Raw genomic sequence first — 12,945 nt, 5'->3', positions numbered from 1 at the left:
CGTGCGTTCTTATATAGTCGAGTTCGACTAGCCGAACTCGACCAAAGGACACCGGTGGCCCGAGAACTGCGCGCGCTGCAAACGCCGCTGACGATGGCGGTGCTGAGCATGCTGGCCGAGCAGCCACGACACCCCTACGAGATGAAGATCGCCATTCGCGAGCGGCACGTCGAGGACGTGGTGAAGATGCGCGGCGGCTCGCTCTACGACGCGATCGGCCGCCTCGAACGGGCGGGGCTGGTGCGACAGGCCGGTACGGCGCGCGAGGGGTCTCGACCGGAGCGGACGGTGTACGAGATCACCGAGGCCGGTCGGCAGATGTTGCACGAGCTGCTGGAGCGGTTCCTCGCCGAACCGGTGAACGAATATCCGCGTTTCGTCGCCGCGCTGGCCCACCTACCCGCGCTCGCACCGCCAGCGGCGGCACAGTTGCTGCGCCGACGTGCGCGACGACTGCGCGAGGACCACACCGATACCGCCCGCATGCTGGACGAGCACTCGACCGGACTGCCGCGTGCGGTGCTGTTGGAGGCCGAGTACCTCCAGCATGTGCGTGCCGCGGAGATCGCGTGGCTGGACGGAGTAGCTCGCGATATCGACGACGGAATGCCCTGGCCGGACGACGAATTCACCGAAAGTGACGAGGAGTAGATCATGACCAGCGAGAACGATCGCATGCGGCGGCGCTTGAAGCCGTTCAACCGGATGGTGATCGCACTGCAAGGCGTCGGCTTGACCCTGGGCACCATGCGAGTGCTCTCGGTGCCCGGCCGGAAGACCGGAACGTTGCGTACCACCCCGGTCTCGCCGCTGACCGTCGACGGCGTGACGTACGTGGTCGGGGGATTCGACGACGCGGACTGGGTGCGCAACGCGCGCGCCGCGGGTTGGGGCGTGCTCGCGAAAGGGCGGCGGAAACAGCGGGTTTCGCTGATCGAGCTGCCGATCTCCGAACGTGCCGCGGTGTTACGCGAGTTTCCGCGGAAGGTGCCGCACGGGGTGCGGTTCATGCTGAACGCCGGTGCGGTCGAGTCCGCGGACCCGGACGCGTTCGCCGCGGCCGCGCCGCGCTGCCCGGTGTTTCGGATCGAACCGTCGCGCGCGGCGGAGGCGCCTGCCGATTCCAGGCGGTGACAGCGGTCGGTCAGCACCTCGACTCGGAGCGCCCTATCGCACAGCGCTTTTCGCAGGACGGGAACCGGGCCCGGGGTGACGACGACCGACCGCCGTCACCCCGGCTCCGGAGCCGACACCTCAACCTCCTGGCGAATGCGCGGCGGTATCGCGGATGGTGAGGATTTCTTCGATCGGCCGCCGCGGCGTCGGCGCGGATGCGGCGGTGTCCGCGGGTGCGGCGCCCACCCGAATGATGACCTGCGGTATACCCGCGCCGGTCAGCACCGACTGGATCGACTCGCGCGCCGAGGTGAGTTCGGTGATGTGGGTCAGCGCGCAACTCGCCAACCCGGCCGAGGCGCATTCCAGCAGCAGCGCGGACAGGGCCTCCCCGACGTGCAGCCAGTCCGCGGGAGTGTGCCCGGGCGAACTGAGCACCAGCAAGGCGGCCTGGTCGTCGAGGTCACCGCGGCGATCGGAATGCGACGCGGAGGGGAACTTGCGAGCGATCGGTACGTGGGAAGCTTCGGCCTCGGAGGCCAGCGCATCGGCAGGCACCCCTTCGGGAGCCCCGGAATGCCCTGCCCACCAATGCAATTCGGTCTGGTATTCCATGTCGTAGCGGCGGTTGGCCCCGGCGTGCTCGGAAGCGGCCGCCAGCAGCGGGCGGGCGCTGTCGTCGAGGACGTCGAGCTCGACCTCGTGCGGGCTGAGCAGCATCCGCGCGGCGTGCACCAGCTCGCCGAAGCCCGGTGGCGGGTTCAGCGGCAGCCGGTCGGTCCGGCGTCGCTCGATGGCCGCGGCGCGGGTGAGGACCCCGGGCGGCGGGTCGGGCCAGGGCCGGAAGCCGATCGTGGCCAGCAGCTCCGGGCGGGTCGGCACCGGCACGCGCTGGGTGTCGGTGTGCCATCCGCGCGCGGCCAGCGCGGTGCGCAGGTGGTGCAGGACGGCGCCGCAGCTGATGACCAGCTGGCGTCCCTGCGGGTCGGCGGCGATCAACAGCCGATCGTCGTCGCGGAACAGGTGCAGCCGGGTGCCGTCGAACTCCCAGCGCCACGGCTGGGTGTTGTGTACCGAGGGGGCGCGGACGGCCAGTCGCAGCGCCGCCAGCAGGGTGGGCATATCCGGCACGGAGGATGCGGGAGTCGCTGTGCTGTCGGTCATGAATCCAGTGTCCCCAGGGCGCGGGCCTCGCCGAGACGGGAATTGTGCCGCTCTTCGAGGGCCGATGGTCACATCGCCGCGTGAACCCCACGGCACACGCCCGGGCGCCCATCCACGCAGCCGCGCCCACTGCCGAACAGGGGCTGCGGCACGCGCAAGGCGTACGCGGTTCTCGGAACGCTCATCGGCGGGGCCCGGCCGGATCACGGCCGGGCCCCGGTCTCAGGCGTTGACGGCGGCGCAGCGCCTCGTCTTGGGCGACCATCGCCGCGAACGCGGGGATGACCGGCAACTCCCCAATTCCGCGCTTACGGAATCAGAACCGCGGCTCCGTCGAAGCGGCCGTGGGACAGGTCGTTCAACGCCTGGTCGGCGCGATCGAGGGCGTAGCGGTGGGTGGAGACGTGCAGGCGGTGTCGTTCGGCGAAGGTGAGGAATTCGCGGGCGTCGGCCCGAGTGTTGGAGGTGACGCTGCGTAGCTGGCGTTCCCGGAACAGGTGGCGCTGGTAGTTCAGCGGCGGTATGTCGCTGAGGTGGATTCCGGCCAGCGCGAGAGTGCCACCGGCGTCGAGGGCTTCCAGCGCGACAGGGACCAGTTCTCCGGCGGGAGCGAACAGGATGGCCGAGTCCAGGGGTTCGGGCGGGACGTCGGTCGCGCCCTGCACCGAACTCGCGCCGAGAGTGTGGGCGAGGTCCCGCGCCGCCGCGCCACGGGTCATCACGTGTACCCGCGCGCCTTGGGCGATCGCGACCTGCGCGGTGAGGTGCGCGCTTCCACCGAACCCGTAGATGCCGAGCACACCGCCCGCGGGCAGTGCCGCACGCAGCAGCGCGTGGTATCCGATGATGCCCGCGCACAGCAGCGGCGCGACCTGCTCGTCGGTATAGCCCGCCGGTAGACGCAACGCGAAATCCGCTGGGACAGTAACGTATTCGGCATATCCGCCATCGGCGTCCCATCCGGTGTAGCGCGAGTGCGGGCAGAGGTTCTCCGCGCCCCGGCGACAGTACCGGCACACCCCGCACGTGTGGCGCAGCCAGGGGATGCCGACTCGGTCACCGATCGCGAAATCGTCGCGGCCCGCCGCGACGGCGAGTACTTCGGCGACGATTTCGTGCCCGGGAACCACGCCGGGGCGATGGACGGCCAGGTCACCTTCGACGACGTGCAGATCGGTACGGCACACCCCGCACGCCAGGACCCGCACCAGCAGCTCGTCCGGCCCAGGTTCGGGGATGGGCTCGTGTGCCATTCCCAGGGGATGGCTGTCCAGTGAACCCGGCGTGCTCACCCGCCACGCCCGCATCGAATGCCGTGTTCCCACGACAGGCTCCTCTCGGTTGTGCTCTCCATCGTGCGCGCTGTCCGGACATCGAGAGAGTCCCGCATGTGCCGGGTATGCCCGGCCGTGCGTCGGCCTCACCTGGACGACCGAACGGGGGTTGTCCGGCGCGGGCTCCGAAACCCTTGGTCCTCCAGGCCTGCGACCTTCGGCCCTGACGAAGAGCGCGGCCGAGCTGATGACATGGAACATCGAACACACTCGCGCACGGATAGGGAAGCACGTGGGACCTTGCGAACCGACCGCCACGGTGAAATCAGCCGCACGGCGTACACGCCCGACCCCTCACCGCGCCATCGAACAAGGCACGCGACAATGAGCGACTCCCCCACCGTCGACCGAACCGACCACAACGTCATCGAATTGACGCGCGAGGAGGCATTGACCCTCCTCGCGCAAGCACCGTTCGGACGCGTCGTCTACACCCACGACGCACTGCCCGCCATCCGCCCCGTCAACCACCTACTCGACAACAACCTGCTCATCGTGCGCACCCGACTCGCCGCACAATTCTCCACCACCGTGCGCAGCCGCTCCGGAATCGTCGTGGCCTACCAAGCCGACGACATCGACATCGAACACCACACCGGCTGGTCGGTGGTCGTCACCGGAATCGCCCGCCCGATCACCGACCCCGCCCGCACCACCCACTACCAACGAACCCTCCACCCCTGGATCGGTTCCCCCATGGACGGAGTGATCGAGATCGAACCCACACTCGTCTCCGGCATCAGACTCGTCGACGGCGCGCCCGCCCACAACGGGTAGTCGCCTAGTCTTCGCCGCGAGGCGCTGACTTACGCGGTGAACAGCGGGAAAGCAGCGTGGGCAGGCCGGAACCGGCGAGGTCGTCGCAGTACGTGTGCCTTCCCGCCATGGCCATGGTCAGCGCGAGGGTCGTTCCGTGGACCAGCGGGCCGCTGCCCGTGGCGAAGGCGCTGTCGGTCGCTTCGAGGCGCAGGCCCTCGATGAGGCTGCGGCTGGGCACGGTGAAATCGCGGGCGGCGAAGAAACGGGCCACTTCCAGGCACGCCGCGACCGAGGGCGTGCGGGGCAGTCCGAGTGGACGCCGGATGTCCTGGGCGTGGACGATCACCTCGCCGAGCCATGCCGCGGTATGTCCTGACGCGGCCGTGGTGCTCGTGACGATCGAACGGAACCGTTCGAGGGTTTCGGCCGGGTCGGCGCCGCGGTGCTCGGCCAGTCGCCGGTCGTTGTGCCGATCGAAGTCGAAGCGGGCGCCGACGACGCTGATCAGCCAGCGCGCCCGGCCGATGCTCGCCGCCGCCGTGAGGTGCGCGACGACCTCCTCGACCACCCAATCTCCGCACAGCGAGGGCATGGCCCACTGTTGGTCGTCCAGTGCGGCGAGATCCTCGGCCAACGCGGCGCGTTCGGCGTGCGCCATTGCCCACAGGTCCTCGCTGGACACGACATTCGACACGGGCTTCCCTTCGCTCGTGGCCGGCAGAGCCGGCGGTGTGGTCGATCCACGTCCCGGTCCGCCCGGGTCGTTCTCGGATTCAGACGATTCCGCTCGCGCGAATTCATCGGTCCACCGCGTGTGCCATTCAGCCTTTCGGCCGAGGCCCATTGGCCCTGGGTTCGGTGGATCGAGCCGATCGATACTGACGATCGTGGGCGGCGCTTCCGCGGCGGCCAGCAGCCCCGCCGGTGCGCGGGGCGTCCAGATTCGACTGAAAGGCAGCAGCCATGACCGGCCAACACCGACACGACGTACACGAAATGGCCTCGGCGGCAGTGGTGGTCGGAACAGACGGCTCGCCCGCCTGCGCGCACACCGTGGCGTGGGCCGCCCAGACCGCGGCCGATCGAGGACGTCGTCTGATCGTCGTGCACGGCTACGATCTCGCCGCCACCCGCGCGGTGTTGGGGTCCTACGAGGTGCTGGTGCCCTCGGTCGTCGAGCACCTGCGCGACCACGGGCGACAGGCTTTGACGAGCGCGGAGCGGATCGCCCGCGAGGCGCACCCGGATCTCGAGGTCGCCACGGAATTGTCCGACCGCAATCCCGCCGCATTGCTCATCGAATTGTCGACGACAGCGCATCTGGTCGTGCTCGGCGCGACTCCCGGGGTCGGGTCCTTCGCGCACCTGGGCTCGACTCTGCTTGCGGTGGCCAGCCAGAGCAAGGGACGCATCGTGGTCGCGCGCCACAACGGCGTCAAGCAGCAGGTCCGGCGCAGCGGCCCGGTGGTGGTCGGTGTGGACGGCAGCCCGATCGGTGAACCCGCGATCGAGGCCGCGTTCGACGAAGCGTGTGCGCGCGACGCAGAACTGGTGGTCGTGCACGCCTGGAGCGACTTGTCGGAGGGACAGTTCGCCGGAACCAGCTATCTCCAGATCCCGATCGCCGAGCTGGAAACCGCCGAACACGCGCTGCTTTCGGAACGATTGGCGGGCTGGCAGGAGAAATATCCCTCCGTCGCGGTCACCCGCCGGGTCTATCTGTCCGGTGCCCGCAAACAGCTGATCGAATGGTCCAAGAGCGCGCAACTGGTCGTCGTCGGCAGCCGCGGACGCGGCGGATTCCGTGGCTTGCTGCTCGGCTCGACCAGCAATCACCTCGTCCAGCACGCCCATTGCCCGGTGCTGGTCGCCCACGCGGACTGACCACGCCGACTATCGCGGCTTGTGCTCTCGAACGCCCGCGGCGCGCGTGATGATCGCGTCGAAGGCGCGGTCGGGCAGCAGCCACTTCAGGAAGATCAGTGGCCGGGCGCCGATGCGGGCGGTGGCCTCGCCGATGCCGGAGGAGGCTCCGGTGACGAGCGCGGATTTGGTGGTCATGTCGTCTCCCGAACTCGAGGTGAACCCTGGTCACGTTCCATGGGGAACTCCTGAACCAGGTTGCGGAGCCGACCGCGCGCTACCGTCGTCGGCGAGGGTAGCGCTGGACGACTGTTCGACGCTGACCACTCGCTCGGTCGAGCTCGAACCGATGTGGATGCCGAGATCGGTGAAGAAGCGTTCGGGATCGATGATCGTTTCCGGTGAGTGAACCCCCGCTGCGCGTGACGTGCCGTCGAGGAGTTGGGCGAGGCCCAGCGCCAAGGGGATGCCGGTGAACCGGGCCATGTCGGCGGTGAACCGGTCGACTTCGGCACTGTCGGCCAGATGTGCGAGGACGGTGCGGTGTTCGTCTCCCGCGCGGCCGGTGACGGCGGCGAAGAACGGCGGCAGGGTGCCGTGGGAGGCGAAACGGGCGGCGCGCAGGATGGAGCGAAGCGTCCGGCGCGAGCTGGGTGCGGCCAATTCCCGCGCCGCGGACTCGTTGGTCAGCCTGCCCTTGTCGATATCGGTGCGCAGCACATCCAGGTAGGCCGCGGTGCCCGGTGTGACGACCATGAGGTTCGCGGCATCCCCGGAGGGCGCGAGAGAGCGGTGCAGGGTGACCGGTTCGGGGTGTCCCACGGTGTAGGCGGTGCCGCGGCGTCGACCGGGCAGCGCCAAGGTGACCGCGCGCAATGGCGCCTCCTCGGCCAGTCGACCGTCGCGGACGACCGTGATGGCGCCGCTGATCTGCTGCATCCAGTGCACCGCGGCAGCGGGCGGTTCGCCTCCCGCGCCAAGCACTTCGGCGGTGTCGAGCGCCTCGGGGACGTCGACAGGCCATGCGGTGTAGACGTTTTCGACGGCATCGAGCCCCCTGGCCGCGCGGGCCGCGAGCAGGTTGCTCACCCCGGGGCTGGCTCCCATGCCGATGATCGCGCACACCCCGGCGTCGCGGGCCGCGGCGTCGAGTTCGAGCATCCGCAACGTCGGCTCCCAATCGTCACAGATGTCGAGATAGTGCGTCCGGGCACGGATCGCGGCCCGCAGCACCGACAAGCCGAAACGGTAGTAGGGCCCGACCGTATTGAGCACCACGTCGGCGCTGCGCAGCGCGTCGTGCAGATCATCGGCCTCGGTCACGTCCACCCGGCGCGCGCGAACGACAGCGCCGCGCCCGTTCAACTCGGCGGCCAGCCGCTGAGCCGCGCCGAGATCCCGGTCGGCCACAACGATTTCGGCCACGCCGGGCAGCGTGACGGCCGCTCGGACGGCCGCCGCTCCCATTGCCCCCGACCCGCCCAGTGCGAGAACACGCATCAAGCCTCCTACGATCAAACTGTAATCGTTCGTTTCTTATACGATCGAATGTAGCATGATCACTATTTCCTAGGAGGAACAGATGAACGCCCGCCTCGCGGCCGGTCGACGCGCACCGCACCGCGGCGCGAACGGCCCCCACCCACCGCGTCCGACCCGCAAGCTTGTCGCAGCGGAGGCGTGGGGCGGCATCATCGTCGGCTCGGTGACGTTGCCCTTCACGCCCGCGACCGCGGGCGCGGTACCCGAATGGGCCCAGCTGCTCGGGCTGGCCACGCTGCTCGGCGCGCTGGCGCTGCGGCTGCGATGCTGGCGTGCGCTGATCACGCACGGGCTGCGGCGCTCGGCCACACCGGTTTCGACCCGGCTGCGCGAGCAGCGGCGAGACGAACGCCGAGTACGTCTCGGCGCTTTCGTGGCCGGGGGTGTGACCGTGGTACTGCTGCCGATTCCGCCCACCTGGGTGCGGTTCTGGTTCGTACTCGGAGTCGCGACCGTTGTCCTGTCGACGATGTCGCTGGTCGTCCTGCGTTGGGAGACGACTACTTTCGCGCGGCGCCGGTTCCGGCCGCCTGCGCGCCCGCGGCCACCTCTCGGATGACCTCGGGACTCATCCACTCACGACCGGCGCCATCGACACTCCCCAGAAATCCGCGTAGCGCCCGCCCAGCCGCAGCAGTTCCTCGTGGTTTCCGTCCTCCACGATCCGGCCGCCGTCCAAGAAGACGATGCGGTCCGCGCGCTGGACGGTCCGCAGGCGGTGGGCCACCATCACCACCGTCCGTCCCGCCATCAGCCGTTCGATCCCCGCGTGGACGGCCGCCTCGTTCACCGGGTCCAGCGCGGAGGTGACCTCGTCCAGCAGGACGATGGGCGCGTTCTTCAGCAGGGCTCGGGCGATCGAGACACGTTGGCGCTCACCGCCGGACAGCAGCGCGCCGCCTTCGCCGACGTTGGTGGCCCAGCCGTCGGGCAGGCGCTCGATGACGTCGTCGAGTCGCGCCGCGGACGCGGCCGCGCGCACCTCGGCGTCGTCGGCGTCGGGACGCGCGAAGCGCACGTTCTCCTCGATCGTGCCGTCGAAGAGATAGACGTCCTGGAAGACGATGGCGATCCGCGCCATCAAGTCCTCGGTGTCGATCGCGCGCACGTCCACCCCGCCCACGCGCACCGCACCGGCGTCCGCGTCGTAGAACCGCGCGAGCAATTGCAGCAGCGTGCTCTTGCCCGCGCCCGACGGGCCGACGACGGCAAGTCGCTGTCCCTCGGGCAGGGTCAACGACACGTCGTCGAGTACGGTGCGGTCGCCGTGCCGGAAGACGACGGAATCGAACTCGAGGTCGTGGCGGCGCGGCCGCACGGGTTCGCTGGGTTCCGGCAGCGGCTCGGTGCGCAAGACCGCCTCGAGCCTTGTCAGCTCGGAGCGCGCGCTACGGAGCTGGCCACCCATGTCGGCCAGCGACAGCAGCGGGTCGGCGCAGCGGGCGGCGAGCACCAGGATCGTCAAAACCTCTGCGGCGCCGATGTTTCCGCCGATCGTGAGGTAGGCGCCGAGAACCAGCAGCGCGCTGAACATCGCCTGCACCACGAGCGCCATGCCCACGACACCGGGCAGCGTCGACAGCGTCTGCCTGCGCGACGCGCGCCCGACTTCGCGCAACGAGTCGTCCAGCAGCTGGAAGCGTTCGACGGTCCGGCCACCCGCGCGCAGAACCGGCTGGGCCTGCAAGTATTCGATGACTCGGCCTGCCGCCTCCTTGTCGCGTTCGTGACGCTCGGCATCGGCCGCGGCCGTCGAGCGTCCGGTCCAGACCTGCGTCGCCGCGACGATCGGCACGGCCGCCAACGCGGCCAACCCCAGGCGCCAATCGAAGGCGAGCATCACGACGACGATCGTCAGCGGCGTCACCGCGGCGGAGACGAGCGGCGCCAGCAGATGCGCGATGACACTCATCGCCTGCAGCACACCGCGACTGGCCAGCACGGACACTTCCCCGACGCGGCCCGCCGTGTACCAGCCGATGGGCAGCCGGGCCAGGTGATCGCCGAGCCGGTGGTAGACGCCACGCAACAGCGTTGTCCCGCCGCGGAAACCGGACAGATCGCTGACATAGCGCAGCACCGCGTAGACCGCGACCACGCTTCCGAACGCGATCAGCCAGGGCCACGCGTCCGCCGGGGTGTCGCCGAACAGGGCTCGCAGCACCGGAACCAGCAGCGCGTAGGACAGACCCTCGAGGATCGCGGTCGTCGTCATCAGTGCCACGGTGCGCCGCACCGGCCGGGCGTACTCGGGTCCGAGCACCCGCAACAGCATTCGAATCATCGGGGCCACTCTCCTAGCGGTGTGTCATCGGCGGAGTTCGCGTGCGCGGCGCTCCGCTGGGATTGCCAGAGCGCGGCGAACTTTCCGTTCCGCGCCAGCAGCTCGGCCGGTTCGCCGCGCTCCACGATCGATCCGTTCTCCAGCACCACGACGGTGTCGGCGTCGGCGACCGTTTCCAGACGATGGGCGATCACCAGGATCGTCCGATCGCCACCCCACGTCGAAAGGGTCTGGCGCACGGCTTGTTCGGTCTGCGGGTCGGCGAACGCGGTCGCCTCGTCGAGCACCAGGACGGGCGCGTCGGCGAGCAGCGCCCTGGCGATCGAGAGGCGTTGGGCCTCACCGCCGGACAGTCCGGCGTCTTCACCGAGCACGGTGTCGTAGCCGCGCGGCAGTTCGAGAATCCGTTGGTGGATGTTCGCCAGCCGAGCCGCGCGCACCACATCGTCGAGGTCGGCGTGCGGCACGGCCAGCGCGATGTTGTCCGCGACCGACGCGCGCAGCAGCCGGACGTCCTGGAAGACGAAGGAGACCGTCCGGTAGAGCTCCCGGCTGCCGAGGTCGCGGAGATCGACGCCGCCGAGAACGACCGAACCGTGGGTCGGGTCGAAGAACCGCGGCAACAGCTGAACCAGCGTGGATTTCCCGCTGCCCGACGGCCCGACGAGCGCGGTGACCGTCCCCGGCTCGAGCACCAGGTCGATGCCGCGCAGCACCTCGTGACCGTCTTCGTAGCCGAATCGAACGTCGCGCAGTTCCACCCGGTGCCCCTGCGGCGCGACGGGATGCGCGGGCTCTGGTAGCGACGGCACCGCGAGCACGTCCCGGATCCGGTCGACCGCGCGTCGGGCTGCCTGCATGTCGTCGAAACCGTGACCGAGGGCCGCCACCGGTGCGGTCAGTCCCAGTCCCAGGAGCAGGAACGGCAGCAGATCGGCCGGGGCCATACCACCGGAGGTGATCAGCGCCGTACCGCCGATCAGCACGGCGAGCAGTACGAACGGCGGCGACAGCGCCACCTGCATTCCGGCAGCGACTCCGGCGAGACCGCGCACCATCCGCAGGAAGATGTCGGCGAAATCGTCGGCGGCCGTGACGAATTTGCGGTGCGCGCGCCCGGATCCGCCGAACGCCTTGACCACCGCGATCCCCTGCACGAACTCGACGACCGAACTCGCGATCCGTCCCATCGCCGCGTCGAAATCCGCCTGCTCACGCAGCCGGGTCGGGGTCATCATCAGCGGGACGAGCGCGACCGCGAGCAGCACCGGGACGAGCGTGATCAGCGTGAGCCGCCAGTCGACGGTGAACAGGTAGATCAGCGACACCAGCGGCACCACGAAGGCCGAGACGAGTTCGCCTGGGGTGTGGGCGATGAACGGGTGCACGGCGCTGACGTCCTCCCCCACCACCTTCGCCAGTTCACCGGTCCGGCGCCGGGCGAACCAGCCGAGCGGTACCCGGCCGAGCCGTTCGGCCAACTGCCTGCGAAACGACAGTTGCACCCGGTCGTCGAGCAAATGTCCGATCCCCGCCGACGCGGCCGTGCACAGCAGCCGGACCAGTAAACCGGCCGCGCCCGCGACCACCACGAACCAGACATGGTCGTGATCGATCGGGCCGGGCGACAACAGGACTCGGCCCAATTCCGCGACCGCCAGCAGCGGAGCCAAACCGGCGACGGCGCCGAGAACCTGAAGAGCCACGACGGCGGCGAAACCGCCCAGGTACGGGCGCAGCAACCGCACGATGCTCTGCTCCGGCGCGGAAGCAACCTTCGGTGGCGGTGCGGAACGTTCGCTCGCCTCGACTGGTTCGGTCGCGGTCATCGCCCGACGGTCTTCCGCGACGCGACAGTCTGTGACTCGACGAGGTGATCCAGGAGGAACTCGGTGATCTCCGCACGCGCCGCCTTCGCCTGCGGCACCACGCCGGGCATGGCCAGGAACCCGTGCGGCGCGCCGTGATGTTCGGTGAGCCGCGCGGGCGTGCCGGACTCGAGCAGCCGTTCGGCGTACCGGCGGCCCTGATCGGCCAGCGGGTCGACGGTGGGCACCACCACGAGCGCCGGGGCCAACCCGCTCAGGTCGTCGGCGCGCAGCGGCGACACGGCACGGGCATTCGTTCCCGGTGGCACGGACAACCGCTGAAACAACGTCAGGCGCGCCGTGTTCAGGGTCGGGCTGTCCGCGTACCTGGTCATCGAGTCGTAGTCGAACATCGTCTCGGTCAGATCGGTGGCCGGATTGACCAATACCTGCGCCCGGAGGTGCAGGTCGGACTCCTTGGCGCGGATCGCCGCGACGGCGGTGATCAAACCACCGGTGCTGTCACCGGCGATCGCGACGCGGTCCCGGTCGATTCCCCATTCCGCGGCGTGCCGCACCACGTGCAGCAGTACCTCCCAACCGTCGTCGACGGCGGCTGCCAGCGGCGTCCCGGTAGCGAGCAGACGGTGTTCGACCGAGACGACGACCGCGGGCAGGCGTGCGGCGAAATGGCTGTTCGCCCAATCGCATTGCGCCGCGGTGCCGACGTATCCGCCGCCGTGCACGTGCAGCACCAGCGGCAGGTTCGCACCTCCGCGCGACGGCCGATATTCCCGGACCTGGATCGTCCGATCGGGCAACTTCACGTCGCGCCAGCCGATGGTGACGCCGCGATCCGGAAATCCGGTGATCACCCGCGCGGCGCGGGAGGCCCGCTTGCGGTTCTCCGCCTCGCGGAAAGCGGCCAGTTCCTCGTCGGTCATCGTCGCCAGGTCGGGCGCCTTCGCCAGGGCGTGCAGCAGCCGGATACCCAGTGGCAGCCGTTCGGTGCCGGTGACGTCGTTCATGTTTCCTCCCATGGGCTTCTCGCCTGCCGTCCCGGCGCGCGGCTCGA

At 69.6% G+C, this 12,945-nt stretch carries 13 protein-coding genes; 5 read left to right on the top strand and 8 right to left on the bottom strand.

What is annotated here, in order from left to right:
• The first annotated feature begins 54 nt into the window (after positions 1 to 54).
• Both AB0H49_RS26040 and AB0H49_RS26035 read left to right on the top strand, forming a co-directional pair.
• Complete coding sequence (locus AB0H49_RS26040) at positions 55 to 651, top strand: PadR family transcriptional regulator (protein ID WP_355001176.1); 597 nt, start codon at positions 55 to 57, stop codon at positions 649 to 651.
• Positions 652 to 654: 3 nt separating this feature from the next.
• On the top strand, positions 655 to 1,134 hold the full coding sequence (locus tag AB0H49_RS26035) for a nitroreductase/quinone reductase family protein (protein ID WP_355001175.1): 480 nt from the start codon (positions 655 to 657) through the stop codon (positions 1,132 to 1,134).
• Between the two features lie 120 nt (positions 1,135 to 1,254).
• Here AB0H49_RS26035 and AB0H49_RS26030 read toward each other — a convergent pair whose 3' ends face one another.
• Positions 1,255 to 2,280, bottom strand: a complete 1,026-nt coding sequence (locus tag AB0H49_RS26030; protein ID WP_355001174.1) for a hypothetical protein — start codon at positions 2,278 to 2,280, stop codon at positions 1,255 to 1,257.
• A gap of 308 nt (positions 2,281 to 2,588) precedes the next feature.
• The gene (locus AB0H49_RS26025) at positions 2,589 to 3,587 is read right to left on the bottom strand and encodes a zinc-binding alcohol dehydrogenase family protein (protein WP_357255127.1); all 999 of its coding nucleotides are present in this window, start codon (positions 3,585 to 3,587) and stop codon (positions 2,589 to 2,591) included.
• Between the two features lie 351 nt (positions 3,588 to 3,938).
• Here AB0H49_RS26025 and AB0H49_RS26020 point away from each other — a divergent pair, with 351 nt between their 5' ends.
• On the top strand, positions 3,939 to 4,391 hold the full coding sequence (locus tag AB0H49_RS26020) for a pyridoxamine 5'-phosphate oxidase family protein (RefSeq protein WP_357255039.1): 453 nt from the start codon (positions 3,939 to 3,941) through the stop codon (positions 4,389 to 4,391).
• Positions 4,392 to 4,395: 4 nt separating this feature from the next.
• Here AB0H49_RS26020 and AB0H49_RS26015 read toward each other — a convergent pair whose 3' ends face one another.
• The gene (locus AB0H49_RS26015; protein WP_357255125.1) at positions 4,396 to 5,031 is read right to left on the bottom strand and encodes a maleylpyruvate isomerase family mycothiol-dependent enzyme; all 636 of its coding nucleotides are present in this window, start codon (positions 5,029 to 5,031) and stop codon (positions 4,396 to 4,398) included.
• Between the two features lie 305 nt (positions 5,032 to 5,336).
• On the opposite strand from AB0H49_RS26015, the gene AB0H49_RS26010 reads away from it, so the two are divergent.
• The gene (locus AB0H49_RS26010) at positions 5,337 to 6,257 is read left to right on the top strand and encodes a universal stress protein (RefSeq protein WP_357255037.1); all 921 of its coding nucleotides are present in this window, start codon (positions 5,337 to 5,339) and stop codon (positions 6,255 to 6,257) included.
• 9 nt (positions 6,258 to 6,266) lie between these two features.
• Here the strand turns inward: AB0H49_RS26010 and AB0H49_RS26005 are convergent, their stop codons facing one another.
• Together AB0H49_RS26005 and AB0H49_RS26000 are read right to left on the bottom strand one after the other, a co-directional pair.
• On the bottom strand, positions 6,267 to 6,434 hold the full coding sequence (locus tag AB0H49_RS26005; protein WP_355002651.1) for a hypothetical protein: 168 nt from the start codon (positions 6,432 to 6,434) through the stop codon (positions 6,267 to 6,269).
• Positions 6,435 to 6,464: 30 nt separating this feature from the next.
• Positions 6,465 to 7,736, bottom strand: coding sequence for a saccharopine dehydrogenase NADP-binding domain-containing protein (locus tag AB0H49_RS26000; RefSeq protein ID WP_357255035.1), 1,272 nt, complete (start codon positions 7,734 to 7,736; stop codon positions 6,465 to 6,467).
• Positions 7,737 to 7,818: 82 nt separating this feature from the next.
• Here AB0H49_RS26000 and AB0H49_RS25995 point away from each other — a divergent pair, with 82 nt between their 5' ends.
• On the top strand, positions 7,819 to 8,337 hold the full coding sequence (locus AB0H49_RS25995; RefSeq protein WP_357255033.1) for a hypothetical protein: 519 nt from the start codon (positions 7,819 to 7,821) through the stop codon (positions 8,335 to 8,337).
• A gap of 9 nt (positions 8,338 to 8,346) precedes the next feature.
• Here AB0H49_RS25995 and AB0H49_RS25990 read toward each other — a convergent pair whose 3' ends face one another.
• Genes AB0H49_RS25990 through AB0H49_RS25980 form a run of 3 tightly spaced genes read right to left on the bottom strand, consistent with a single transcriptional unit; the run spans position 8,347 to position 12,898 of the window.
• The gene (locus AB0H49_RS25990) at positions 8,347 to 10,062 is read right to left on the bottom strand and encodes an ABC transporter ATP-binding protein (protein ID WP_357255031.1); all 1,716 of its coding nucleotides are present in this window, start codon (positions 10,060 to 10,062) and stop codon (positions 8,347 to 8,349) included.
• On the bottom strand, positions 10,059 to 11,891 hold the full coding sequence (locus AB0H49_RS25985) for an ABC transporter ATP-binding protein (RefSeq protein WP_357255029.1): 1,833 nt from the start codon (positions 11,889 to 11,891) through the stop codon (positions 10,059 to 10,061). The genes AB0H49_RS25990 and AB0H49_RS25985 overlap by 4 nt, the downstream gene beginning before the upstream one ends.
• Complete coding sequence (locus AB0H49_RS25980) at positions 11,888 to 12,898, bottom strand: alpha/beta hydrolase (protein ID WP_357255027.1); 1,011 nt, start codon at positions 12,896 to 12,898, stop codon at positions 11,888 to 11,890. The genes AB0H49_RS25985 and AB0H49_RS25980 overlap by 4 nt, the downstream gene beginning before the upstream one ends.
• Between the last annotated feature and the right edge of the window lie 47 nt (positions 12,899 to 12,945).

This window comes from Nocardia sp. NPDC050713 (assembly GCF_040654315.1).
In the GTDB taxonomy this organism is placed as follows: Bacteria; Actinomycetota; Actinomycetes; order Mycobacteriales; family Mycobacteriaceae; genus Nocardia.
This window is presented reverse-complemented; position numbering and strand designations above follow the sequence as displayed.